Raw genomic sequence first — 22,358 nt, 5'->3', positions numbered from 1 at the left:
GCGGCACCGGGCGGCCGGCGCTCCCAGAGGTCTGGACCACTCTCCCGCGGGGCGGGTGGAACAATCCACCCCATGGCGGAAATCATCCAGAAGGACGGCACATGGGTCTTCGACGGCGACGCCTTGCGGCTGACGCCGGGGCACGACAAGAACGTCAGCCTGCTCCGCAAGACGCTGGGTGAACTGGTCCTCCCGCTGGGGGCGTTGGCCGGAATCTCCTTCGAGCAGGGCCGCAGGGCGGGGCGGCTCAGGCTGCGGCTGCGCGACGGCGCCGATCCGCTGCTGCTCGCCACGGGCGGCCGGCTGACCGAACCCCACGACCCCTACCAGCTGCTCGTGGAGTCCGACCGCCACGGCGTCGCCGAGTACCTGGTGGACGAGGTCCGCAACGCCCTGCTGCTGGACCGGGTTCCCGCCGGGTCCGTCGACGCGTATCTGCTGCCGGGCCCCTCCGTGCCGCTGTCGGTCTCCGCGGGGGACGGCACCGCCGCGTTCGACGGGGAGCACATCCGCCTGGCGTGGAACTGGAAGACGGAGGAGGCCAAGGCCGCGGCCGGCAGCCGCTCGCTCGCGCTCGCCGACGTGCGGGCCGTCGAGTGGCATCCGGCGGTGGGCCTGGAGAACGGCTGGCTGCGCTTCACCGTCGGCAACGCCGCCACCAAGGCACCGCCCAAGTACGACCCCGACGCGGTGGAGCTGTGGGGCTTCAAGAAGGACCCTCTGATGGCCCTGGTCGCGGCGGCGGTGCAGGCCCGGCTGCCGCACCCGGCCGGGGCGGGCCCCGCCCCGCAGGACCGGGCGCTGCCACCCGGACCCGCGGCGCCCGTGGAGGACGACCACGACGCGCTGCTGCGCCGGCTGCGCGAGCTCGGCGAACTGCACCGGACGGGTGTTCTCACCGACGACGAGTTCGCGCTGGCCAAGCAGGCGGTCCTCAAGCGGATGTAGCGGGGCGGCCGGACCGACGCCCGGGGCGGTCCGGCGGCACCGCCGGAATGCGGTTCGCGACCTCCCCCGGAAGCCTGCCCGAAATCGGGCAGGTTTCTTGCGAAAGACCCGCCGGTACCCCAGGATCATCGGGTGCACGAGGAACTTGTCGATCATCTGACGCGCTCCACGCCCCTGAACCGGGGCGAGGCGCTGCGGGTGGTCCAGGACGTGCTCGCCTACTTCGACGAGACGGCGCAGGACTACGTCCGTCGCCGCCACCGCGAGCTCCAGGCCCAGGGCCTGGCCAACGCGGAGATCTTCGAACGGATCGAGGCGGATCTGAAGTACCGCGCGGTCGCACCGCCCGAGCTCACGCTCCGGCAGCTGCGCCGCATCGTCTACGGCTGAGGAATACGTATACATGTGCGGAATCGTCGGATACATCGGGAAGCGTGATGTGGCGCCCCTGCTGCTGGAGGGCCTCCAGCGGCTGGAGTACCGGGGCTACGACTCGGCCGGCATAGTCGTCACCTCCCCGAAGGCGGCGGGCCTGAAGATGGTCAAGGCCAAGGGGCGCGTGCGCGACCTGGAGGCCAAGGTCCCGGCCCGCTTCAAGGGCACGACCGGCATCGCCCACACCCGCTGGGCCACCCACGGCGCCCCCTCCGACGTGAACGCCCACCCGCACCTGGACGCCGGGGGCAAGGTCGCCGTCGTCCACAACGGCATCATCGACAACGCCGCCGACCTGCGCCGCAAGCTGGAGGCGGACGGCGTCGTGTTCCTGTCCGAGACCGACACCGAGGTCCTCGTCCACCTCATCGCCCGCTCGCAGGCGGACAAGCTGGAGGACAAGGTCCGCGAGACGCTGCGCGTCATCGAGGGCACCTACGGCATCGCGGTGATGCACGCCGACTTCAACGACCGCATCGTCGTGGCCCGCAACGGCTCGCCCGTCGTCCTCGGCATCGGCGAGAAGGAGATGTTCGTCGCCTCCGACATCGCCGCGCTGGTCACCCACACCCGGCAGATAGTGACGCTGGACGACGGCGAGATGGCCACCCTCAAGGCCGACGACTTCCGCACGTACACGACCGAGGGCACCCGCACCACGGCCGAGCCCACCACCGTCGAGTGGGAGGCCGCCTCCTACGACATGGGCGGCCACGACACCTACATGCACAAGGAGATCCACGAGCAGGCCGACGCCGTGGACCGCGTGCTGCGCGGCCGCATCGACGACCGCTTCTCCACCGTGCACCTCGGCGGCCTCAACCTGGACGCCCGCGAGGCCCGCCAGATCCGCCGGGTGAAGATCCTCGGCTGCGGCACCTCGTACCACGCGGGCATGATCGGCGCCCAGATGATCGAGGAGCTGGCCCGCATCCCCGCGGACGCCGAGCCGGCCTCCGAGTTCCGCTACCGCAACGCGGTCGTGGACCCCGACACGCTCTACATCGCCGTCTCCCAGTCCGGCGAGACCTACGACGTGCTCGCGGCCGTCCAGGAGCTGAAGCGCAAGGGCGCGCGGGTGCTGGGCGTGGTGAACGTCGTCGGCTCCGCCATCGCCCGCGAGGCCGACGGCGGCATCTACGTGCACGCCGGCCCCGAGGTCTGCGTGGTCTCCACGAAGTGCTTCACCAACACCACGGTCGCCTTCGCCCTGCTCGCCCTGCACCTCGGCCGCACCCGCGACCTCTCGGTGCGCGACGGCAAGCGCATCATCGAGGGCCTGCGCAGGCTGCCCGCGCAGATCTCCGCGGTCATGGAGCAGGAGGCGGAGATCGAGAAGCTGGCCCAGAGCTACGCCGACGCCCGCTCGATGCTCTTCATCGGCCGCGTCCGGGGCTACCCGGTGGCCCGCGAGGCGTCCCTGAAGCTCAAGGAGGTTTCCTACATCCACGCCGAGGCGTACCCCGCCTCCGAGCTCAAGCACGGCCCGCTGGCCCTGATCGAGCCGGCCCTCCCCACCGTCGCGATCGTCCCCGACGACGACCTGCTGGAGAAGAACCGGGCCGCGATGGAGGAGATCAAGGCCCGCAGCGGCAAGATCCTCGCGGTCGCGCACCAGCCCCAGGAGAAGGCCGACCAGACGATCGTGGTCCCGAAGAACGAGGACGAGCTGGACCCGATCCTGATGGGCATCCCCCTGCAACTCCTCGCCTACCACACGGCCTTGGCGCTGGGCCGGGACATCGACAAGCCGAGGAACCTCGCCAAGTCGGTGACGGTCGAGTAGGCGCACCGGCCCCGCGCGGACGGCGCGGGCGAGCGGCCCGCGCACAAGACGGACCCCCGCGTGACACCAACGGTCACGGGGGGTCCGTTTCGACGCCGGGGGCCGCCCGCCCCCCGGCCCGCGCGGCCGACCGGTGACCGTCACCCCCCGGCCTGCGGCGCGTCGTTGACGTGCGGTGAGCGGTACATGCCCCCCGCCAAGGGCGCAAACACCTCTACGGGCGGGCAGGTCCGGGCAGCGCTCACCGGGACACCGCACACCGGCCGCCCCATCTCCCGGGGAACGGGAGCGGGTTGAGGTTAGGGAATGACGACGACGGGACGCCTGGCCCGCTTGGCGAGCCGGCCCGCCACGGAGCCGAAGAGCCGGCCGACGATGCCGTGCGTGGAGCCGACGACGATCGCGTCCGCCTCGTACTCCCGCCCGACCTCCTCCAGTTCGTGGCAGATGTCGCCGCCGCGCTCGACGAGGATCCAGGGCACCTCGGCAAGGTACTCGGCGCAGGCGAGTTCCAGACCGAGCACCTCGGTGCGGTGGTCGGGCACGTCGACGAAGACCGGCGGCTCGCAGCCGGCCCACACCGTGGTGGGCAGCCGGTTGGCCACGTGGACGATGATCAGGCCGGCCCCGGAGCGATGGGCCATGCCGATCGCGTAGGCGAGGGCGCGCTCGCTGGAGGTGGAGCCGTCGAAGCCGACGACGACGCCGTGCTTGAAGGCGGGATCGCAGGGGTGGCGTGACTCGTCCGCCGCCAGGGGGTCGGCCGCCGTGGGATCGGCGACGGGCCGCTTGCGGTCCGCGGGTTCGAAGAATTCGTGACCGGCCATGGCTGTCTCGGCGTAGTGATCCTTTATGGGTGGGCCCGCGAGCGGGCCTCGCTGACGGATCCGGCAGTGTGCAGCGGAGCTGTGTCCGGGAATGGTCTTCCCAACCCCATACCCCAAGGGTACGGCGGCACGCCTCCTTCGCCCAGATCCCCGCTCACGGTCGGCGCGGGTCCCAGGGAGCATGCACGAGGGACGCCCGTAACGCAATGGTTGCTGGGCTGTACAGGCGGTTTGCTCAGGATTCACTTGACCGCCGCGCCCCGGAACCCTCCGGGGCAGTGACCGACCGGCCGGGCGCGCGTTGATCACCACGAGCCGCCGCCCAGGGAGCCCAGGAGCACGCAGCCATGACCGGACCCCGCATCCCCGCCGAGGACAGCGCCACCGAGGTGGTCCGCTGGGCGGCCTTCAGCTGCGTCCTGGTCCCCGTCGTGCTCCTCTGGTACGGCACCTCCCTGGCCGGCGCCACCGGCACCGCCCTCGGCCTCGCGGCCGTGACGGCCGTGTGCCGCCTGCTGCTGCGGCAGTCGGAGCAGGGTTCGGTACGGCTGCTGGAGGAGGAGCCCACCGGCCGCGCGCCCCGGCCGCGCGGCCGCCACCACCGCACCGCCGCCGGCGTTCGCCGGGCCGGACGCCACACGGGGCGGAATACAGAGGTCGGCTGACCGGTTTCCGCGCCTGCGCACGGCACTTTTCAGCCAACTTCCGGCGCGTGCACATCCCCTGTTCCGAGCACCCCCCAACCCCCGCCCCACCTGCGGGAAAAGGGTGCCGGAGGCCCCGCGCACCCTACGTGGATCGGCCACTGCGACAAGGCGTACTTCCCTGCACGGTCCTGGAGTGCAACGCTTCGTGATCGAATGCTTTACGCCAAGTTGCCAAGTCGACAATGTGCCGAGTGCCGAACCGGCCACTGCGGCACGGCGCGACACAGTAGATTCGATCTTGACTGTCTACGGCGGGGGACTCGTGCAGGACCGAGGGGAAACGTGCAGGAGCGACACAACCGAGGAGCCGCGACCACCGAGGGGGGCTTAGCAGGATGAGCCACGACTCCACTGCCGCGCCGGAAGCCGCGGCCCGGAAGCTTTCCGGGCGACGCCGCAAGGAGATCGTCGCGGTGCTGCTGTTCAGCGGCGGCCCCATCTTCGAGAGTTCCATACCGTTGTCGGTGTTCGGAATAGACCGCCAGGACGCCGGCGTGCCGCGCTACCGCCTGCTGGTGTGCGGAGGTGAGGACGGCCCCCTGCGGACCACGGGGGGACTGGAACTCACCGCGCCGCACGGGCTGGAGGCGATCTCGCGGGCGGGCACCGTCGTCGTGCCCGCCTGGCGCTCGATCACCTCGCCGCCGCCGGAGGAGGCGCTCGACGCACTGCGCCGGGCGCACGAGGAGGGGGCCCGCATCGTCGGGCTGTGCACCGGCGCCTTCGTGCTGGCCGCGGCGGGCCTGCTGGACGGCCGTCCCGCGACCACGCACTGGATGTACGCGCCGACGCTCGCCAAGCGCTATCCGTCGGTGCACGTCGACCCCCGCGAACTGTTCGTCGACGACGGCGACGTCCTGACGTCGGCGGGCACCGCGGCGGGGATCGACCTGTGCCTGCACATCGTGCGCACGGACCACGGCAACGAGGCGGCGGGCGCGCTCGCCCGCCGTCTGGTGGTCCCGCCGCGCCGCTCCGGCGGTCAGGAGCGCTACCTCGACAGGTCTTTACCGGAGGAGATCGGCGCCGACCCGCTGGCCGAGGTCGTCGCCTGGGCGCTGGAGCACCTGCACGAGCAGTTCGACGTCGAGACGCTGGCGGCGCGCGCGTACATGAGCCGCCGCACGTTCGACCGCCGTTTCCGGTCGCTGACGGGCAGTGCCCCGCTCCAGTGGCTGATCACCCAGCGGGTGCTCCAGGCGCAGCGTCTGCTGGAGACGTCGGACTACTCGGTGGACGAGGTCGCGGGCCGCTGCGGCTTCCGCTCGCCGGTGGCGCTGCGCGGGCACTTCCGCCGCCAGCTCGGCTCCTCGCCGGCCGCCTACCGGGCGGCCTACCGCGCACGGCGGCCGCAGGGCGAGCGCGTCGTGGAGCCGGAGCACCCGGTCTCCGCCCCGCCGCCGAGCCCGTATCCGGACGGCGGCCCGGTCCCGATGCAGACCCGCCGCACCCCGGGCCCGGCCCACCTCGGCCCCGCGGCGCCCGTCGCGGTGCCGTCCGACCACGGCCGCGAGGCGTACGCCGCGAGCCGGGTGGGGCTGCCGGGGCAGCGCAGCGGATCGTGACCTGAGCACCGGACGCCGGACGGGCCCTCGGCCCGTCCGGCGTCGGTCGTCACGGGTGACGGCAGGGGCTGCCGGGGCGGACCGGCAGTGCCACCGTGCTCACAAAAGCGGAACCCAGCTTTAGGGTGGGCGCATGAACGATCGCATGGTGTGGATCGACTGCGAGATGACCGGCCTCTCGCTGTCGGACGACGCGCTCATCGAGGTTGCCGCCCTCGTCACCGACTCCGAGCTGAACGTCCTCGGCGAGGGCGTGGACATCGTCGTCCGGCCGCCGGACGCGGCGCTGACGACGATGCCGGACGTGGTGCGTCAGATGCACACCGCCTCCGGGCTCCTCGACGAACTGGCCGCCGGAACGACGCTGGCCGACGCCGAGGAGCAGGTGCTGGCGTATGTGCGCGAGCACGTGAAGGAGCCGGGCCGGGCACCGCTGTGCGGCAACTCCGTGGGCACCGACCGCGGCTTCCTGCTGCGGGACATGCCGACGCTGGAGGGCTATCTGCACTACCGCATCGTCGACGTCTCCTCGGTCAAGGAGCTGGCCCGCCGCTGGTACCCGCGCGCCTACTTCAACAGCCCCGAGAAGAACGGCAACCACCGCGCGCTCGCCGACATCCGCGAGTCCATCGCCGAACTGCGCTACTACCGCGAGGCCGTCTTCGTCCCCCAGCCGGGGCCCGACTCGGAGACCGCGAGGTCGATCGCCGCGAAGCACGTCCTGCCTGCTCAGTAGGCGTACGGCGGGGCCGCGGGCCGGGGCCGCGAAACCCGTGCGCGAGCACCCCTTCGGACCCTGTACACTTTTTCTCGGCCGGTCGGAGACTCCACCAGAAGTCAACAGCCGGTCATGGTGGGTGTAGCTCAGCTGGTAGAGCACCTGGTTGTGGTCCAGGATGCCGCGGGTTCGAGTCCCGTCACTCACCCTTATCGATCAAGGGCTGACCTGCGAAAACAGGTCAGCCCTTCGTCGTCTCTAGATCTTTGGGAACACTGCGGGAACAGAACCCCTCCCCGATGCCCGATTCAGGCCGTATCTTCCACCCATGGCGAGCATCGTTCCGCGCCCGAAGAAGTCGGGCGAGATCACGTACCAGGTGAAGTGGCGACAGGACGGCGACTGGCAGACCGAGAACTTCGGCGGGGAGGAGGGTGAGGAGCAGGCTGGCCAGTTCCGGAAGCTGGTCGAAGCCCACGGAAACCGGTGGCCGCACGGGTGGATCAAGGGCCGGGGGTTCGTCGAGCCGGACACCCACCCGGACGACGTCGATCTGATCGCCTGGGCGCACCGGTACGCCGACCGGCTCACGGGTATCAGCGAGCGCACGCGGGCCGACTACAAGCGGGACATCAGCCGGCACTTCGCGGGCGTGCCGTACCAGCGTGAGGACGGCAGCGAGGTACTCCTGGGCGGCCTGGTGCACACGCCCCTCGGCGGCGGGCCCGTACTGCGGCCGACGGTGTGCAACGTCACGGCCGACGACGTCGGCGACTGGGTCCTCGCCCAGGAGAACGGCGTTCCGCACCCGTCCAAGGAGGGGCAGTGGCTGCGCCAGGAGGCGAGCGGCAAGAGCATCGCGAACAGGCACGGGCTGCTGTACTCGGTCTTCCAGGCCGCGGTGGAGACAGCCACTCCTCTGCGGCCCGACAACCCGTGCTCGAAGACCCGGCTGCCGCGCAGCGACGACGGCATCGAGGAGGAGATGACGTTCCTCGAGCACGACGAGTACGCGCGGATCTCCAGCTGCATGCGCGCCATCGATCCCGCAGCGGCCGACCTGGCGGATTTCCTCGTCGGCACGGGCCTGCGGTGGGGGGAGGCGTCCGCTCTGCAGGCGCGCGACGTGAACCTGAAGCGCCAGTCCGTCAACGTGCAGCGGGCGTGGAAACGGAAGGGGGACAGTGCGACGTTCGAGCTGGGGCCGCCCAAGACGAAGCGGTCCCGTCGGACGCTGGCGCTGTCGGACAGTCAGATGGAGATGCTGCGCCGGCACTTGGCCGGACGCCAGCCCGAGGACTTCATCTTCCGGGGCGGTCTGGGCAAGGCGTGGCGGCACAGCAACTTCTTTCACCGGAAGTGGCAGCCGGCCGTGGCGGAGGCGATCAGGCGGGGGCTGACGAAGAGACCGCGGCTGCACGATCTCCGGCACACACACGTGGCGTGGCTGATCGAGAAGAACATCCCGCTGCCGGCGATCCAGGCCCGGCTGGGGCATGAGTCGATCACGACGACGGTGGACCGGTACGGGCACCTGGTGAGCGCACTGGACGGTGAGATCGCCGCGGCGGTCGAGGCGGCCATGGGCGCGCCGGCGCCGCGGGGGCTCCGGACGGTGGGGTGAACGCGCGAAGGGGCCGCACGGTGGCGTGCGGCCCCTTCCTGCGCGGAATCGATTTTCCTAACAGAGCTGGGGGGAGGGCCAGTTCTGGGTCCACATGCCGGTGCTGACGATGTGGGTCATGTACTCCTGCATCTCGCTCCGGCACTCCTCCGTCATGGCGCCCTTGGCGACGAGCCAGACGAACCGGCCGTCCTTCTCGGCGGGCGCGACGGCCCGCCCGTCGGGGAGTGCAGGGACGAACTCCAGATCAACCTGGGTCGGTACTCGGCGTTCGGCGGACTCCCCCGAGGCGTCCTGTGTCATGGCGTCGTGCCCCCTTGCATGAACGCGCACCCACCCCGGCCAGCAGTGCGGGCGTGGGTGACCTGATCGAGTGATGCCGCTTCCCAGGCGGATCACCGACTGTGCCATATGGGGCACGGCGTGACCAGAGTTGAACGCGATGTAGTCGAAAGTAGTACTAACCAGAGGCGAACCGAGCGTAACCCCTGGCCAGAGCCTTACTTCGACTTGTCGTCCAGGACGACCTCGGCCAGCCTCGTGAGGCGGTCGAGGCTGTCGTCGTCCATCTCGTCAATGCGTGCGATCAGGATCCGCGCCTTCTCCGAGCCGTTCCAGTGCTCGGCGATATAGCCCTGGTACTGGGCGGCGACAGCGCGCTGCACGGCCGTCAGAGGCAGCTGGAACGCGGCGCTCAGTGCGCGGCACTGCGCCTCGCTGGGGGCGCCGGCAATGCGGTTCTTCAGCAGGTTCTCGAGGGTGCCCCGCTTGTAGAGCGGGCCGGCCTCCGGGTTGCGGGGGTCGATCGTCACATCGGCCGCGGTCCGGTAGGACAGACCCAGCTCGGGCATGCGGTTTCTCAGGAGGTCCGACAGGTCGGACCTGCCGGTTTCCTCGGCGGCAGACTCGCTGGCCGTCATCATCGTCGTCTCCTGGTCACCTAGGGCCCGGGGGTTGCCCATGTGGCACGTGTGGCGGCGTTGGCATATGCGCTGATCAGGCAGCATCCCCGCCCTGTTGCATAGCCATAGTGTCCAAGATTCATGGGCTTTCGCGCCACCCCCCACGAAGACCTTGACCAAATCCATCACAAGCAACTGCCCAATTTTTCTGGACAGGTCGCCCAATCGCATGCCACTCTGGAGCTGCCCAACTTTTCTGGACGCACCGCCCAAGAGGTCTGCCCGTGACGCGAGAACCCCGATACGCCCTGCTCAAGCCGCACACCCTGCGCGACCTGATGACCCGCACGGCAGACGGGTCTGAGATCAGCGGCCGCGCACTGGCCTCCGCGGTCGGCATCCCTCACGGCACGATCGAGGGCCTGCTGAATGGCAAGACCCGGACGCAGCCGGCTCACGTCGCCCGCGACATCTGCCGCGTGATCGGTATCGACGTCGGGTGCCTGTGGGCCGAGACCGGCCGCAAGGTCCCCGACGACAACGCCGAGGCGCCGGCATGACCCGCCGACTCCGCTACCCCGATGCTGCCGAAGAGCTCGGCGTCGAGGAGTCCTGGCTGCGCCGCCACATCAAGGCCCTGCCCCACTCCAAGCTCGGCCGCGTCGTGTACTTCACGGACGCCGACCTGGAGCGGATCGACCAGCTGCACCACCACGAGCCGAGCACCGGCCCGCTGGCAGCAGCTCCCACGCCCACCCCGTCGGCGGGAGCACACCCGCTCGCCGACCTGCGCCCTCTGCCGCGCCGCGGCAAGAAGCTCGCGACCGTCTCCTGACGCAAACAGGGCCGCTGCAGACCTGCCCGTCCGCAACGGCCCCGCTCGAGACGTCGCCTCACCACTCTGAAATGAGGCTCACGTGGAGCAGAGTACCCAGCCCACGACCACCGCCGCACCCCCCGGGCCCCCGCCACTGGACGCCATCCGCGCCTCCTACCAGCGGGCCCGCGCCCTCGCTGACCGGATCGTCGGCCTGGGCCAGGTCATCCCGACCTCGGTCGAGACCTACCGCTACCTCGGCGCCGACCACTTCGCCGTACGCATCCACTTCGGCACGGGCCTCGAGGCCGGCCGCGGCCTCCTCACGGCCGCCGCCCACATCGACGCCCAGCCCACCCGCGACGACGAGCGCGCCCACGCCCGGTGGGGCGGCGTCGTCTGGATCGAGGCGCAGACCACCGCCGACGGCGTCCAGGTCGTCGCCCGGGCCCTGCTGAACACCACCGACGCCGACCAGCTCCTGCCCCGCAGCGACACCCCGCCCTCCCCGCAGGCCCCCGCCGCGGCCGAGCCGACCCCGCCGACGCCCGCCGCCAGCACCGACCCCGCCGGCGTCGTCGTTCCCGCCATCACGCCCGTCGTCCCGCTGGCCACCGCACACACGCCGGAGACCGGCGCGTGAGCCGGCCCCTGCAGCACCGGCTGCACTCCCGCCTCGAGCTGGCCGCCCAGATCCTCGACCTGCCGCTGACCCGGCACCAGCTCGAGCGCCTGGCCGTCGAACTCACCCCCGCCGTCAAGGCGTTCCTCGCCGAACAGGCCGACAGCGACGCGGAGACCGTGCCGGTCCGCTGCGCCGTCATCGGCCCGGCCACCGACGAGGAGGCCGGCGTGCAGACCACCACCTACGCGCAGTGCACCTCCCGCATCGGCCTCGACGTCGACCTGGACTCCCCGGCCGCGCGCCTGGCCGAGCAGTACCGGATGCGGCAGCCGGACGTCATCGCCACCGACGTCCCCTCCGCCACCTACCTCGGGCTCACCGTGCGGCCGCAGAGCCTCAACGCCTGGCGGTGGTGGGTCGACAAGCTCGGCATCGCCACCGACAAGGTCACCGTCCAGGGCGACGCCGCGTACGCGGTGGGAGTGGTCGGCGACGTCGCCGTGCAGGTCCAGGCGTACGGCGTACCGGCCCTGCTCACCGACCGCGGGACGGCCCGGCTGATGGGCCTGCTCGCCGAGACCAGCCCGGTCCCGACGTGAGCAGCCCCGCGTCCGCCGCCGAATGGCTCGCCTGCGCCGGGATCGGCATCGGTACCGGGCTGCCCCTGCTCGGCCTGATGAAGCTCGCCCTCGACACCGAGCCCACCCGCTCCCGCCGCGCACCGCGCCGACTGCCGCCCCTCTCGCCGCCGGCCGCGCTGCCCGCCTACGCCCCGCAGTCCCTGCGCTGGCACGCCGCCCCGCCCACCGCGATCGAGACCCAGCCCCTGCGCGTGCAGCACCACTCGCCGCGCCACGCCAAGAAAGCCGCCTGATGCCCGAGACCAGCCCGCGGGATCCCCTCGCCAACCTGGAGGCGTTCGAGTCCGGCGCGTTCCGCGTCGCCCACGTCGCCCGCCGCCGTACCTGATCTTTCGCCCTCACCACAGCTCCGGGCGGGCGGGACGTGCCCTGACAACCGTCCCGCCCGCCCGGCACAACCCTGAAGGAATCGAACGTGAGTACCCATACGACTGTGCAGCAGCTTGTCGCGCAGGCCGTCGAGGGCCTGATCCCCGGCGGCGTCCCCGACCGGATGACGGTCAAGATCGCCGAGAGCATCCCCGGCGGCGGAGAGCACACCTGGAGCGGTGCCGTCGACGGCCTCGCCGAGGTCGTCGCCGCTGCCCTGGCCGGCCACGCCGTCCTGTCGGCGAGCCGCACCGACGCCCTGAAGATCATCACCAAGGTCCTGAAGCAGCCCGGCGGCGAGGACCGCCTCCCGGCGGAGATCATCTGTGGCTACCCGCGGGCAGTGTTCGACGGCACCGAGCCGCGCCCCAAGCCGTGGATGATGCGGGTCGACATGCTGGCGGTGCGTGTCGCCGCGCAGCTGCCCCTCGCCGGGCACGAGATCCAGAGCCCGCTGGATCGGGCGGAGGACGCCAAGCGCCGCCGCGACCTGGCCGGCGAGCTGGGCGCCCTGATGGACGGCCACGCCGAGCTGACCACCGCCGCCTGGTACCCGAACCGTCCGGGCGACCTGGTCCACGTCCACTACGAGGCCGCCGGCACGCGCGCCCCGTTCGGTGAGACGTACCTGATCTCCGCCGGGGCGCACGGCTTCCTGTCCATGCAGCTCCTGACACACACCCTGCCCCGGGACACGGAGGTCCTCGACGGCATGGTCGGCTGCTACGCCGTCAAGGACGACCCCGACCCCCTGTCCGAGATGTGGATGGAGGCCGGCCCGCACCGGCTCACGATCGTCCGCGACGGCCGCCCGGTCCACACCGGCGCCGCCCGGGGTGAGGGCCAGTGACCGCGCCCCCGCTCCCCGCGCCCGGCTCCGGCCGGCAGCCCACCGCCTACGCCCCGCTCCTCGCCCCCGAGGACGCGGCGCTCACCCCGCTCGGCCTGCCGGATGAGATCCGCATGGCCCGCGAGACGCTGGCCGAGGCCGAGGTCGCCAACATCCACGACTCCGAGGCGATGCTCCGGGCCGCCGTCGGCTGCATGATGCGGCTCCGCTCCCTCGTCGAGGCCGCTGAGGCGGTGGCGCAGTGACGCGCACCGACCGGCTCACCCTGGTGCGCCAGATGCGCCGGGACGGCATGAGCCAGCGCGCTCTCGCCGCCGGCCACCTCGCGGCCGGTCAGCCGTTCACGGTGGCTGCCATGGAGCTGCGGCCCCTGCCCGTCCCGGCCGAGGACGAAATCGCCACCTGGCGCAGTACGCCCGGCAACACCCGGCACGCAGACGGCGGCGGTGACAGCTGATGGCGCGTCCTCAGCTGCCGGAGACCAGTCCCGGCCAGCTCCGCGCGAAGCAGGCATGGAACGCCGGCCTGATCGGCACCGGCCGCGACTCCGCCGGCCTCCCCGTCGTCGCGCCCTGCACCGTCGGCGCCTGCGCCAGCCCGGCCGTCTCGGACCAGGCCCCGGCCGCCGGACTGGTCCAGGTCGCCGGGTCCGCCGACGGCGCGGCCGCGCACTGGTACTGCAACGGCCGCTGCGCGGCGATCGCCCGCGCCCGCGCCGAACTCCGCACCATCCCCACCCGCCCCGGCGGTGACCGGTGACCTCCCGCATCGACATCCTCACGGCCGCCCTGCGCCAGCCCGTGCTGCTGCGCCCGCTCCTCGGGCAGGAGCTGCGCGAGGCCCTGGTACAGGGGCTCGGCCCCGGCAGCAGCGAACCGCGCTGGACGGCCACCCTGCCGCAGCTGGCCGAGTCCCTCGACACCTCCCTGACCCGGGCCGAGGAGAAGGACACCCCCACCGGCAGCACCACCGCCGGGCCGGGGGCGACGTCCACTGCTCACGCCCTGGTCCTCGAGACCGACGCCTACGACTACCTGGCGGCCTGCTCCTGCGGCCACCCCATCGGCCGCACCCCGAAGGCCCGGTCGGTCGACGTCCTGGTCTGCCGGTGGGAGCAGCACGCCGCCCGCGCCGCGAACGACAGCGCCTGGTCGTACGCCGTCGCGTCCCTGCCCACCCCTTCGATCGGAGCATCATGACCGACACCACCACCGGCACGGCCCTGCCCGGGCCGACCCCGCAGGAGATCGAGGCCGCAGCCCGCATCCTCATGCGCGCATGGGCGCCCGGCCACCTGCTGCCCGGCGACCACCCGAAGGACATCGCGGCCGGCAGCCCGGACGACTACGACGACCAGGACCCGGACGAGTACTGCGGCTGCGCGGGCACTGACGACGACGGAGAGTCCCTCGGCTGCAACTGCGGCGGCGGCTGCGTGTGCGACGAGTGCAGCTACCAGGCGCACGCGCAGTACAAGCGGTGCTGGGTCAAGGGCTGCGGCAAGGCGCCCGCGTTCCGCGTGACCCGCTTCAGCCTGGTCGACCAGTACGTCCAGGAGCCGACGCGGCGGGGAGCCGTCTGCCCCCACCCGCAGGGCACCACGCACTGGTGCACGCCCAGCACCGTCTACGTCGAAGCCGGGCCGAGCGTGCAGGAGTTCGCCCACCAGCCCGCGTGCAGCATCGCCCATGCCGTCCAGCTCCGCGACGCCTGCCGGCAGTCCGGCCGCGACGGCCGCGACCTGTACCGCATCGAGACGTGGACGTACGCGCCGCACGACCGCGAGCTCCCCGCCCCGCTGCCCGCCCTGCGCGAGCGGACCAGCAGTGCCCGCGAGGCCACCGCCTCGGCGATCCGCCAGCACGCCGCCGGCCGGCGCGACGAGTACTGGCTGCCGTCGGCACGACGGCACCTCGCGGTCGCCGTGTGGAGCGCCCGGCTCGACCTCGCGCGGCCCGGAGAGGACCACGACGTCTGGGACGACCAGCCCAGCACGCCCGTGCAGGAGGAGCCCAGCGAGCCGGACCCCACCGGGTGACCGCGCGGCCTCCGGTGTGCACGTGGCTGACGCCGCCGCACGCCCTGACCCGCAGCCGCCTGTACGCCAGCGGCTGGTGGTGCGAGCTGCACTCGCCCCGCCGGCAGCGCGGCCTGCCCGACCTGCCTCCGTCACCGGGCTGGCCCAGCCGCCGCCAGCCCCCACCCGACACCACGGCGCCGGCCGCCCACGCGAGCGGCGCCCCGGACGAGGAGAGCCACACACCATGACCGCACCGGCCGGCCCCCGCACCCCCACCCCCGGCGACCTCTCCCGCCGCACCCCGCCCCCGCCCGCCCCGCCGCGGCCGGCGCGTGCTCCGCAGGCGCCGGCCGCCGACGCGGCCCTCGCCCCGGGCAAGCTGACCCGCGACGAGCACTTCCGCCGGTACTTCATGCTCGGGCTGCGCGCCAGCCGCATGCACGCCCACGCCCGGCTGGTCGGGCACGACCTGATGTGGCGGGCCAGCCACACCACCGGCCGTCTCAGCCCCGGCCAGCGGCCCACCACCGGCGACCTCGCGGCGGCCACCGGGCTCGCGCCCCGCCAGATCCAGGTCGCCCTGCAGAACCTCTACTCCCGCGGCTGGATCCGCACCGAACGACCCGCCACCGCCGGCGAGGCCGCCAGCTGTCCGGTCGTGGCCGCCCTCACCATCCCCGCCGCCGTCCTCCAGCAGATCCGCGCCACCACGGGCAAACCCCGCCGGCGGGCACCCCGCTGACCCGCACACCTCAGACCTGCCGGGCGGGCGATGACCACGCCTCGCCCGCCCGGCACACCACCAACCGGCCCGCCAACCCGAGGGAACCGTCATGTCCGCCGTCGCGCTCGCAGCCACCCCGGCTGCACCGCACACCCCGCCGCCCCGCGCGGCCGAGGGTGCGCGCCCGCGCGCCGGCGGCCTGACCGTCCTCGTCCCCCTGCGCCTGGTCGTGGGCGCTCAGTACCCCGATGCGGCCCTGAGCGTCTACGTCAAGATCGCAGCACTCGCCCTGCGGCCCGAGGGATGCCGCGCCCGCGTCGCCACCCTCGCCGCCTACCTCGGCATGTCCAAGTCCGCCGTCGAACGCGCCCTCAAGACCCTCACCCGGCCCGACCCCGTCGACGGCCTGGTCGAAGTCCCCACCACGCGGCGTACCGCCGCGGGCGGGACGGGCGAGTCCGCCCACCGCACCACCCGCCCCCTCACCGCAGGCGAACTGTGGGTGCGTATCCCCGTCCGCGCGGCCGAAGCACTCAGCCCGCGCGAGCTGCGCCTGTACGCCCTCCTCGCCTACGCCGACGCCCGCCGCATCCCGATGACCGCCGGCGAGCTCGGCGAGATGCTGCACCACCACACCGGCCGGCGCGCCGGCGAACACCTCGGCGAGCGCCAGGTGCGCCGCCTGACCGACAGCCTCGGCGAGACGGGCTGGGTCACGGTCCACCGCCGCGGCGGCGCCCAGGGCCGCCACGCCTACGAAACCCACCGCCACCCCCTGCACACCGTGCCCGCCACCACACCCGCGCCGCAGGCCGCGGCCCTCGAGGGCCAGGCGGCCGGGCAACTCCCGCTGTGGGAGACCGGGTCACCGGTCGTCTGTGACGGATCCGGTCCGGATCTTGGTGACGGTTCCCTCGCGTCTAGGGAAGACCACGTAACTGACCGACCCGACCAGACGAAGCCAGCGGGGGCTTCCCGCCGCAGGCGAGGTGACCGTAAGCGGGTCCCCGCCCCGGCGGCCGGCACGGTGCCGGGCACGTTCCGGCCGGGCACCTCTCGCGCTGCGCGCGGGAACCGCTCCGCCCCCGCCCCGACGCCCCCGTACGGCGGGCCGGAGCTGCGCTGGACGGCACGCATCCACACCAGCCTCGCCCCCGTCCGCCACCTGATCACCGGGCAGACCAGCCGGTTCATGCTGCGGCGGGTGGCCCGCGAGATCGGCCGCCAGCTCGACCAGGCCGCCGTCTCGCTGGTGACGCCCGAGCGGATGGCGGCCCGCATCGCAGCCCGCTACCGCGACGCCCGCGCCATCGAGGACCTCGGCGCGTGGCTCCTGGCGGTGGCGGTCGTCCCCCGCGGGTGCGGACTGCCGCTGTGCGAGGACGGCCGGACCTGGCCCACCGGCGCGCCGTGCGAGGCGTGCGCCCTCAACCGGCAGGTCAGCCGCGAGGAATGGCGCCGCGCGCGGAAGTGGGACGAGGACCTCGCCGTGCTCCGCGCGCAGGGCGCCCCGGCGAAGGCCACGTACCGGCAGCGGTCTGCGGCGTCCGACGAGGACGTCCTGGCACTGGCCGCCCGGCACGGGCCCGCTGCCGCGCTGCATCGGTACGGGGTGCTGCGCGCCGGCGAGCTGCTGCGCGCCGCGTACGGCGAACTCCCGCCCGCACCGCCCGTACGGCCGGAGCCGGTCGCTGTGCCTGCCGGGCCGTTCGCATCACCCGTCACCGAGGAGGCGCCCGTGCGCGACGACTACATGCCCGACGAGTTCCGCAGCGCGGTCGGCCGGGCCCCGGTGACCGGGGCGCTGGGCATCGCCTGCCCGGAGCAGGGCTGTGTCGCCGAGGAGGGCCAGCCCTGCACCACACCGCGCGGCCGCCGACGCCGCGAACCCCACACCGCCCGGGCCGCGGCCGCCGCCGCGCGCACAGAGGGGACCTGACCCATGCCGACGATCCCGCACCCCACGCTCGGCGTCACCAAGTGCGCCCGCTGCGGCGCACCGGTCCGCTGGGCGTCCGGCCCGGACCGCGGACAGCGCACGCCCCTGAACGCCCAGCCCAGCCCGGCCGGGAACCTGGCCGCGCGCGCCACCGGCCTCGGCGGCACCGTCGTGCGCCGGCTCGACGCGGAGGAGCCGGAGCCGGTGGACGCGCTGCTGGAGTGGAAGGCCATCGCGCACTGGAACTCCTGCACCGGCCAGCAGTCCCCGCCCCCGAGCTCGCGGCCCGCCCGCCGCAGACCCACCGTGCAGCCGCCGCTCTTCGGCCAGCAGCCTCAGGGCCGGTGGGCCCGGTGACCGCCTCCGCCGACGAGCAGCTGGTGCCGGCAGAGGACCACCCCACCGGCACCGCCTGGCGCAGCCCGGGCCCGCGCCCGGCTGCCGAACTCCCCCCGGGCTACAAGCCGTGCACCCGCGACGAGCAGGCCGCCCACATGGCGGCCCTGCTCGAGGGCATCGCCGGCGTCGTCATCGGACGCCCGGGCAGGTGTGCGTGAGCCCCGCCGACAGCGTGCGCTGGCACGAGCTCACCGCCTGCTCGACAGCCGTGAACCGCCCCCTGTTCCTGGTGAAGTCTCCCGGGGCCGAGGCGCGGGCGGTCTGCCAGAGCTGCCCGGTGCGCGCCGAGTGCCTGCACGACGCCCTCGTCCAGGACACCCCGAACGGCCTGTGGGGCGGGCTGACCCACGCGGAGCGCCGCGCTCTGCCCCCGCTCCCCGACGGCCGGGCAGCCGCACTCGCCGTCCTGCGGGAGCGCCTGGCGCCGGCGGCCGCCGTGCCCGCCCCCGAACCCGACGCTCCCCGGGCCAGGCCGGCCCGGGCCGCGACCCGACGAAGGACACCGACCGTGAAGGCGAAACCCAAGCCCAAGCCCGGCTCCCGGAACGCGGCGAAGGACACCGCGGCATCACAGCGTGAGGGCGTCGCCGCGATGCTGCGGGCCGGCGCCACGCACCGGCAGATCATGGACGAGCTCCACGTGACCAGCAGGACGATCACGGAGACCCGCACGGCGTACGCCATCCCCTACCGGCAGGGGCCCGGCTTCCGGTACTCGCCGCAGCAGCGCGCGCAGAACGAACAGCGCACCCTCGAGCTGCTGCGGGCGGGAGCCTCGTACAGCGAGATCACCGAGCAGGTCGGTATCAGCGCGCCGGCGATCCTCAAGATCCGCCGGGCGGCCGGTCTGAAGGCGCCCGCCCGCCGGCCGCCGCCGCCCCAGACCAGAGCGCAGGCGCTCGCCGCGCGCCTCGAGCCGTACGGCGACGGTCACGCGCGCTGGACCGGCACGTGGTCCGGCCGCATGCCGCAGCTGTACGCCGAGAAGGGCCGTTTCAACGCCCGCCACACCGCGTTCGAGCAGCACCACGGCCGGCCTCCTGCCGGCTACGTCCGCAGCGGCTGTACCGAAGGCGCCTGCATGGCCGGCGCGCACCTCACCGACGACCTGGTCCGCGCCATCCCGGTGGAGGAAGCCGTGACCGTTCACGCCCTGCGCGCCCTGCTCAGCGAGATCGACCAACAGGGCGGCCCGCAGGCCGCCCGCGACAACCTTCTCGACCTCACCCCCGCCTCGACACCCCGGGAGCCCGTCATGCCCACCGCCGACACCACGTCACACCCCTCGCACACTGCGCAGGCCCCCGCCGGCGCGCTGCCGCTGCCCGCCCTCCTGGCGTGGGGCGACAGCCACCCCGACAGCAGCGTCCAGGACCAGGCCGCCCGGGCGCGCGCCGCCGTCGAGGGACTGCGCGCCCGGCATGCCGCCGACCAGGAACTCACCGCGATCACCGACGAGGCCGCGCAGCTGGAGAAGCGGCTCGCCGAACTGCGTGCGCGGGAGGCGGAGCTCGCGCCGAAGAAGCCGCGGCGCAGCCCGCCGCCGCGTGACTACGACGCCCGCACCGTCCGGGCCTGGGCCGTCGGGCACGGCGTCGACTGCCCGGGCGTCGGCCAGATCCCCAAGCGCGTCCTCGACGCCTGGCGAGCCGCGGGCACCAGCGCATAAGCAGTCCCGGCGCCGCTGTCTCCGCTGCTGAAGAGACGGGCGAGTGAACCCCGTGACCGCGTATCCCCTCGGTGTGGAGGTGGCCTGCGACGGCCCCGACCACGAGACCGACTGCCCCGGCTCGGCCGCTGTCCGCGCCCGGTCCGCCTCGGTGACGGCCCGGCAGGTCCGCGCCGACGGCCGCGCCGACGGCTGGACCCGCCAGCGCCGCCCCGGCGGGCTGGCCGACCTCTGCCCCGCCTGCACCACCCGACCCTGACCAGCCCACCGACCATGGAAGGCACAGCGCATGAAGTCGCCCGCCGAGTACTACCGCGATGAACAGGTGACGCTCCTCCTCGGCGACGCCCTCACCACCCTGCGCACGCTGCCCGATGCATCCCTCGACTGCATCGTCACCTCACCCCCTTACTTTGGACTCCGCGACTACGGCACCCCCGGCCAGTACGGGCTGGAGCCGACGCCCGGGGCCTACGTCGAGCAGTTGCGCGCGGTGTTCGCCGAGGCGCGACGGGTCCTCGCCGACGACGGGACCCTGTGGCTCAACCTCGGCGACAGCTACGCCTACCCGCCCGGCTCTGCCGGCCGACAGGGCAAGGGGCAGCGCGGCGGCCGCGCGTTCACCGCGGAGTCCCGCCCTGGTACCCGTGCTGTCCCGCCGAAAAATCTGCTGATGATCCCGGCCCGCGTGGCCATCGCGCTGCAAGACGATGGATGGACGCTCCGCTCGGAGATCGTGTGGGCGAAGCGCAACCTGATGCCGGAGTCTGTCCGCGACCGGCCGACGCAGGCGCACGAGATGGTGTACCTGCTCACCAAAGGGCCGCGGTACTGGTATGACGCGGACGCGATCCGCGAGGCGTCTGCGAGTGCCGCGCAGGAGCCCCACAACCAGCGCTACGCCCGCCAGTACGAGGCGCACACCGCGCGCGCTGCTACGACAGGCCAGCCCGGCAACGTCAACAACATCGGCATTCACTCGCGGCCGGGCAAGAGCGGCCGGAACGCCCGCACGGTGTGGACGATCAGCCAAACCCCGAACCCGCAGGCGCATTTCGCGACTTTCCCGATCGAGCTCCCGATGCGCTGCATCAAGGCCGGCTGTCGCCCAGGCGGAACGGTGCTTGACCCGTTCTCCGGGTCCGGCACGACCGGCGCCGCAGCACGCCAGCTCGGCCGCCGTTACGTCGGGATCGACCTCAACCCCGCCTACCACGACCTCGCCCGGGAGCGTTTCGCGCAGGGCGTCATCAACCTCCCTGCGTGATCAGCGAGACCGGTCGGCCCTGGACCAAGCAGGGCCGACCGAACGCCCAGCCCCTGACCAGCCCCGACCCAGCCCCTTGGAGACGACATGACCCAGCCCGACCCGACCATCGACTTCGACGGCTGTAACCGCAGGTGCCGCCGCGCGGGGGCCCACACGCTCGTGTACGGCGAGTGCGAGCACGCGCCGGAGCCCGAGCCCACCGTGAGCCTGTTGCGCGTCTACAAGGCCGCTGACGGTTTCCCGGCGATCGGCTTCGACACGTACACCGTGCCGGAGTTGGGCGAGCTGATCACTGCTGCGCTGCGCGCCTCGGATCTACCGACGTCCGGCGGCGACCTTGTGGACATCGGCCTCGTGGCCGCACACGCGATCGTGCACCGCACCGACGAACCCGCCGTGCTGCCTGCCGACCAGGCCGCCTACGCGCGAGGCATCCGCGACGCCATCGAGACCGGCACCCGCCCGTGCGGCCACGACGACTACCACGACGGCCACCCCTGGCACGCCACGCCGGGCGTCTGGTGCCCCGGCATCAGCGACGCCGACGGGGAGCAGCCGCCCGCCGGGCAGGCGCCGCCCGCCACGACTTCCGCGCGGGCCGCGATCCTGCGGGAGGCCGCCGAGTTGGCTGGCGAGACACCGGCCGCATGCCCGGGATACGAGACCGCCCCGAACCGATGCGCCTGCCCATGCGAGGGCTGCACGCACAACTGCGGTGCGCACCAGGAGGGCGAGACACCGGCCACCACACCCGAGACGGCCGTCGCGCTCACCGACGGCCCGGTCCGCTGCCCTCTCTGCCCGACCCCCGTCACCCTCCACACCCCGAACGGAGCGCGCGCCCACTTCACCCACGTCCACCCGGAGCAGCGCATCACCGGCCGTGGCCTCGGCCCGTGGCCGCTGATCGTGACCGACGCCGACGAGGCGCAGCAGCAGGACGAGCTGCTCGCGCAGCCGCAGAGCTGCCGGTCAGACACCGGCATCGCGGTGGGTCTGGTGGACGCCCTGATCACCATCCTGCGCGTCCTCGCACCCCGGGACCTGAGCCCCGGGCCCGTCCAGGAGGCGCTGACGGACCTGACGCAGGACCCCGACCTGGACACAGTCCTACGGGCCCTGAGCCGGAGGCAGGACGCCGAGACGCAGCAGCAGGACGAGGCCCCGCCCGCCGCCGAGGCGGAGTCGGCAGATGTCTGGGTCGGCGCCACAGAAATCGTCCCCGACCGTGAGGTACAGCGCCTCGCTGCCACCGGCCTGGTCGGCTACCGGCAGGACGGCGGACGGCTCCTGCACTGCCTCGGCCACAAGCCCGCCCCCGCCGTCGGGCACGTCGACTTCCACGAGGTGACGGCTGGCGACCTGCCCGACGGCGGATTCTGTGTCCATCCGTCGTGCGGCGCCGACCTGCTGGCCGTGCAGCCCGCCGCCGGGGCGCGGCAGGACGGGGCGCAGACATCGTGAGCTGCATCCTCGCTGCCTCGTGGTTCACGGCCCTCACCGTCGTGACCAGCGGTATCCCC

30 protein-coding genes and 1 tRNA gene are annotated in these 22,358 nt (G+C 73.1%); 28 read left to right on the top strand and 3 right to left on the bottom strand.

The window, feature by feature from the left end; genetic code table 11:
• Positions 1 to 72 precede the first annotated feature (72 nt).
• The 3 genes from SZN_RS09540 to glmS all read left to right on the top strand — a co-directional run bounded on the left by SZN_RS09540 (position 73) and on the right by glmS (position 3,169).
• On the top strand, positions 73 to 948 hold the full coding sequence (locus SZN_RS09540) for a DUF4429 domain-containing protein (RefSeq protein ID WP_007493717.1): 876 nt from the start codon (positions 73 to 75) through the stop codon (positions 946 to 948).
• A 132-nt stretch (positions 949 to 1,080) separates the two neighbouring features.
• The gene (locus SZN_RS09535; RefSeq protein ID WP_007493714.1) at positions 1,081 to 1,338 is read left to right on the top strand and encodes a hypothetical protein; all 258 of its coding nucleotides are present in this window, start codon (positions 1,081 to 1,083) and stop codon (positions 1,336 to 1,338) included.
• Between the two features lie 13 nt (positions 1,339 to 1,351).
• Complete coding sequence (glmS, locus tag SZN_RS09530; protein WP_007493712.1) at positions 1,352 to 3,169, top strand: glutamine--fructose-6-phosphate transaminase (isomerizing); 1,818 nt, start codon at positions 1,352 to 1,354, stop codon at positions 3,167 to 3,169.
• A 299-nt stretch (positions 3,170 to 3,468) separates the two neighbouring features.
• Here glmS and SZN_RS09525 read toward each other — a convergent pair whose 3' ends face one another.
• On the bottom strand, positions 3,469 to 3,996 hold the full coding sequence (locus SZN_RS09525; RefSeq protein ID WP_007493710.1) for a universal stress protein: 528 nt from the start codon (positions 3,994 to 3,996) through the stop codon (positions 3,469 to 3,471).
• Positions 3,997 to 4,343: 347 nt separating this feature from the next.
• Between SZN_RS09525 and SZN_RS09520 the strand changes: the two genes are divergently transcribed.
• The 5 genes from SZN_RS09520 to SZN_RS09500 all read left to right on the top strand — a co-directional run bounded on the left by SZN_RS09520 (position 4,344) and on the right by SZN_RS09500 (position 8,610).
• Positions 4,344 to 4,661 (top strand): hypothetical protein, encoded by a 318-nt coding sequence (locus SZN_RS09520; RefSeq protein WP_007493708.1) that lies wholly within the window; start codon positions 4,344 to 4,346, stop codon positions 4,659 to 4,661.
• A gap of 377 nt (positions 4,662 to 5,038) precedes the next feature.
• A complete protein-coding gene (locus SZN_RS09515) occupies positions 5,039 to 6,268 on the top strand; it encodes a helix-turn-helix domain-containing protein (protein ID WP_007493705.1) in 1,230 nt (409 codons plus the stop codon).
• Between the two features lie 133 nt (positions 6,269 to 6,401).
• Positions 6,402 to 7,004, top strand: a complete 603-nt coding sequence (gene orn, locus SZN_RS09510; RefSeq protein ID WP_043729511.1) for an oligoribonuclease — start codon at positions 6,402 to 6,404, stop codon at positions 7,002 to 7,004.
• 117 nt (positions 7,005 to 7,121) lie between these two features.
• Positions 7,122 to 7,194, top strand: a tRNA-His gene (locus SZN_RS09505).
• Between the two features lie 120 nt (positions 7,195 to 7,314).
• Positions 7,315 to 8,610 (top strand): tyrosine-type recombinase/integrase, encoded by a 1,296-nt coding sequence (locus SZN_RS09500; RefSeq protein WP_007493701.1) that lies wholly within the window; start codon positions 7,315 to 7,317, stop codon positions 8,608 to 8,610.
• Positions 8,611 to 8,667: 57 nt separating this feature from the next.
• Here the strand turns inward: SZN_RS09500 and SZN_RS09495 are convergent, their stop codons facing one another.
• Positions 8,668 to 8,913, bottom strand: a complete 246-nt coding sequence (locus tag SZN_RS09495; RefSeq protein WP_007493699.1) for a hypothetical protein — start codon at positions 8,911 to 8,913, stop codon at positions 8,668 to 8,670.
• A 197-nt stretch (positions 8,914 to 9,110) separates the two neighbouring features.
• A complete protein-coding gene (locus SZN_RS09490) occupies positions 9,111 to 9,533 on the bottom strand; it encodes a hypothetical protein (RefSeq protein ID WP_007493697.1) in 423 nt (140 codons plus the stop codon).
• A gap of 263 nt (positions 9,534 to 9,796) precedes the next feature.
• Between SZN_RS09490 and SZN_RS09485 the strand changes: the two genes are divergently transcribed.
• The 20 genes from SZN_RS09485 to SZN_RS09385 all read left to right on the top strand — a co-directional run bounded on the left by SZN_RS09485 (position 9,797) and on the right by SZN_RS09385 (position 22,299).
• The gene (locus SZN_RS09485) at positions 9,797 to 10,072 is read left to right on the top strand and encodes a helix-turn-helix domain-containing protein (protein WP_007493695.1); all 276 of its coding nucleotides are present in this window, start codon (positions 9,797 to 9,799) and stop codon (positions 10,070 to 10,072) included.
• Positions 10,069 to 10,347: a helix-turn-helix domain-containing protein gene (locus SZN_RS09480; protein WP_007493693.1), complete on the top strand. Its 279-nt coding sequence runs from the start codon at positions 10,069 to 10,071 to the stop codon at positions 10,345 to 10,347. The genes SZN_RS09485 and SZN_RS09480 overlap by 4 nt, the downstream gene beginning before the upstream one ends.
• An 82-nt stretch (positions 10,348 to 10,429) precedes the next feature.
• Entirely contained in the window at positions 10,430 to 10,972 is a 543-nt protein-coding gene (locus SZN_RS09475; RefSeq protein ID WP_007493691.1) for a hypothetical protein, read from the top strand.
• Positions 10,969 to 11,553, top strand: a complete 585-nt coding sequence (locus tag SZN_RS09470; RefSeq protein WP_007493689.1) for a hypothetical protein — start codon at positions 10,969 to 10,971, stop codon at positions 11,551 to 11,553. Before SZN_RS09475 ends, SZN_RS09470 begins: the two co-directional genes overlap by 4 nt.
• Entirely contained in the window at positions 11,550 to 11,828 is a 279-nt protein-coding gene (locus SZN_RS09465) for a hypothetical protein (RefSeq protein WP_007493686.1), read from the top strand. Before SZN_RS09470 ends, SZN_RS09465 begins: the two co-directional genes overlap by 4 nt.
• Positions 11,829 to 12,010: 182 nt before the next feature.
• Entirely contained in the window at positions 12,011 to 12,814 is an 804-nt protein-coding gene (locus SZN_RS09460; RefSeq protein WP_139063542.1) for a hypothetical protein, read from the top strand.
• Complete coding sequence (locus SZN_RS09455) at positions 12,811 to 13,059, top strand: hypothetical protein (RefSeq protein ID WP_007493679.1); 249 nt, start codon at positions 12,811 to 12,813, stop codon at positions 13,057 to 13,059. The genes SZN_RS09460 and SZN_RS09455 overlap by 4 nt, the downstream gene beginning before the upstream one ends.
• Positions 13,056 to 13,271 carry a hypothetical protein gene (locus SZN_RS09450; protein ID WP_007493677.1) on the top strand — a complete coding sequence of 72 codons (216 nt, stop codon included), beginning with the start codon at positions 13,056 to 13,058 and terminating at the stop codon, positions 13,269 to 13,271. The genes SZN_RS09455 and SZN_RS09450 overlap by 4 nt, the downstream gene beginning before the upstream one ends.
• The gene (locus SZN_RS09445; protein WP_007493674.1) at positions 13,271 to 13,573 is read left to right on the top strand and encodes a hypothetical protein; all 303 of its coding nucleotides are present in this window, start codon (positions 13,271 to 13,273) and stop codon (positions 13,571 to 13,573) included. Before SZN_RS09450 ends, SZN_RS09445 begins: the two co-directional genes overlap by 1 nt.
• On the top strand, positions 13,570 to 14,013 hold the full coding sequence (locus tag SZN_RS40880; RefSeq protein WP_007493672.1) for a hypothetical protein: 444 nt from the start codon (positions 13,570 to 13,572) through the stop codon (positions 14,011 to 14,013). Before SZN_RS09445 ends, SZN_RS40880 begins: the two co-directional genes overlap by 4 nt.
• Positions 14,010 to 14,852, top strand: a complete 843-nt coding sequence (locus SZN_RS40875) for a hypothetical protein (RefSeq protein WP_007493670.1) — start codon at positions 14,010 to 14,012, stop codon at positions 14,850 to 14,852. Before SZN_RS40880 ends, SZN_RS40875 begins: the two co-directional genes overlap by 4 nt.
• A complete protein-coding gene (locus tag SZN_RS09430; RefSeq protein ID WP_043729504.1) occupies positions 14,849 to 15,082 on the top strand; it encodes a hypothetical protein in 234 nt (77 codons plus the stop codon). The genes SZN_RS40875 and SZN_RS09430 overlap by 4 nt, the downstream gene beginning before the upstream one ends.
• Positions 15,079 to 15,576 (top strand): hypothetical protein, encoded by a 498-nt coding sequence (locus SZN_RS09425; protein WP_007493668.1) that lies wholly within the window; start codon positions 15,079 to 15,081, stop codon positions 15,574 to 15,576. Before SZN_RS09430 ends, SZN_RS09425 begins: the two co-directional genes overlap by 4 nt.
• A 91-nt stretch (positions 15,577 to 15,667) precedes the next feature.
• Entirely contained in the window at positions 15,668 to 17,497 is a 1,830-nt protein-coding gene (locus tag SZN_RS09420; protein WP_007493666.1) for a zinc finger domain-containing protein, read from the top strand.
• 3 nt (positions 17,498 to 17,500) lie between these two features.
• Positions 17,501 to 17,854, top strand: a complete 354-nt coding sequence (locus SZN_RS09415) for a hypothetical protein (RefSeq protein ID WP_007493664.1) — start codon at positions 17,501 to 17,503, stop codon at positions 17,852 to 17,854.
• Positions 17,851 to 18,054, top strand: a complete 204-nt coding sequence (locus tag SZN_RS09410; RefSeq protein ID WP_043729502.1) for a hypothetical protein — start codon at positions 17,851 to 17,853, stop codon at positions 18,052 to 18,054. The genes SZN_RS09415 and SZN_RS09410 overlap by 4 nt, the downstream gene beginning before the upstream one ends.
• A complete protein-coding gene (locus tag SZN_RS43145) occupies positions 18,051 to 19,565 on the top strand; it encodes a WhiB family transcriptional regulator (protein WP_007493660.1) in 1,515 nt (504 codons plus the stop codon). Before SZN_RS09410 ends, SZN_RS43145 begins: the two co-directional genes overlap by 4 nt.
• A 52-nt stretch (positions 19,566 to 19,617) precedes the next feature.
• On the top strand, positions 19,618 to 19,824 hold the full coding sequence (locus SZN_RS09395; RefSeq protein WP_208865776.1) for a hypothetical protein: 207 nt from the start codon (positions 19,618 to 19,620) through the stop codon (positions 19,822 to 19,824).
• 30 nt (positions 19,825 to 19,854) lie between these two features.
• A complete protein-coding gene (locus SZN_RS09390) occupies positions 19,855 to 20,832 on the top strand; it encodes a DNA-methyltransferase (protein WP_007493656.1) in 978 nt (325 codons plus the stop codon).
• Positions 20,833 to 20,919: 87 nt separating this feature from the next.
• Positions 20,920 to 22,299 (top strand): hypothetical protein, encoded by a 1,380-nt coding sequence (locus SZN_RS09385; protein ID WP_007493653.1) that lies wholly within the window; start codon positions 20,920 to 20,922, stop codon positions 22,297 to 22,299.
• Positions 22,300 to 22,358 lie beyond the last annotated feature (59 nt).

This window comes from Streptomyces zinciresistens K42, from assembly GCF_000225525.1.
In the GTDB taxonomy this organism is placed as follows: Bacteria; Actinomycetota; Actinomycetes; order Streptomycetales; family Streptomycetaceae; genus Streptomyces; species Streptomyces zinciresistens.
The sequence above is the reverse complement of the archived record's forward strand: the minus strand, read 5'-3'. Positions and strand labels throughout refer to the sequence as shown.

What these genes read in the sequence shown, in the direction of transcription:
- SZN_RS09495 (WP_007493699.1), bottom strand. Translation starts at nt 8,913, where the DNA reads ATGACACAGGACGCCTCGGGGGAGTCCGCCGAACGCCGAGTACCGACC.
- SZN_RS09525 (WP_007493710.1), bottom strand. Translation starts at nt 3,996, where the DNA reads ATGGCCGGTCACGAATTCTTCGAACCCGCGGACCGCAAGCGGCCCGTC.
- SZN_RS09500 (WP_007493701.1), top strand. Translation starts at nt 7,315, where the DNA reads ATGGCGAGCATCGTTCCGCGCCCGAAGAAGTCGGGCGAGATCACGTAC.
- SZN_RS09420 (WP_007493666.1), top strand. Translation starts at nt 15,668, where the DNA reads ATGTCCGCCGTCGCGCTCGCAGCCACCCCGGCTGCACCGCACACCCCG.
- SZN_RS09385 (WP_007493653.1), top strand. Translation starts at nt 20,920, where the DNA reads ATGACCCAGCCCGACCCGACCATCGACTTCGACGGCTGTAACCGCAGG.
- orn (WP_043729511.1), top strand. Translation starts at nt 6,402, where the DNA reads ATGAACGATCGCATGGTGTGGATCGACTGCGAGATGACCGGCCTCTCG.
- SZN_RS40875 (WP_007493670.1), top strand. Translation starts at nt 14,010, where the DNA reads ATGACCGACACCACCACCGGCACGGCCCTGCCCGGGCCGACCCCGCAG.
- SZN_RS09415 (WP_007493664.1), top strand. Translation starts at nt 17,501, where the DNA reads ATGCCGACGATCCCGCACCCCACGCTCGGCGTCACCAAGTGCGCCCGC.
- glmS (WP_007493712.1), top strand. Translation starts at nt 1,352, where the DNA reads ATGTGCGGAATCGTCGGATACATCGGGAAGCGTGATGTGGCGCCCCTG.
- SZN_RS09515 (WP_007493705.1), top strand. Translation starts at nt 5,039, where the DNA reads ATGAGCCACGACTCCACTGCCGCGCCGGAAGCCGCGGCCCGGAAGCTT.
- SZN_RS09520 (WP_007493708.1), top strand. Translation starts at nt 4,344, where the DNA reads ATGACCGGACCCCGCATCCCCGCCGAGGACAGCGCCACCGAGGTGGTC.
- SZN_RS09490 (WP_007493697.1), bottom strand. Translation starts at nt 9,533, where the DNA reads ATGATGACGGCCAGCGAGTCTGCCGCCGAGGAAACCGGCAGGTCCGAC.
- SZN_RS09445 (WP_007493674.1), top strand. Translation starts at nt 13,271, where the DNA reads ATGGCGCGTCCTCAGCTGCCGGAGACCAGTCCCGGCCAGCTCCGCGCG.
- SZN_RS09390 (WP_007493656.1), top strand. Translation starts at nt 19,855, where the DNA reads ATGAAGTCGCCCGCCGAGTACTACCGCGATGAACAGGTGACGCTCCTC.
- SZN_RS09480 (WP_007493693.1), top strand. Translation starts at nt 10,069, where the DNA reads ATGACCCGCCGACTCCGCTACCCCGATGCTGCCGAAGAGCTCGGCGTC.
- SZN_RS09425 (WP_007493668.1), top strand. Translation starts at nt 15,079, where the DNA reads ATGACCGCACCGGCCGGCCCCCGCACCCCCACCCCCGGCGACCTCTCC.
- SZN_RS09540 (WP_007493717.1), top strand. Translation starts at nt 73, where the DNA reads ATGGCGGAAATCATCCAGAAGGACGGCACATGGGTCTTCGACGGCGAC.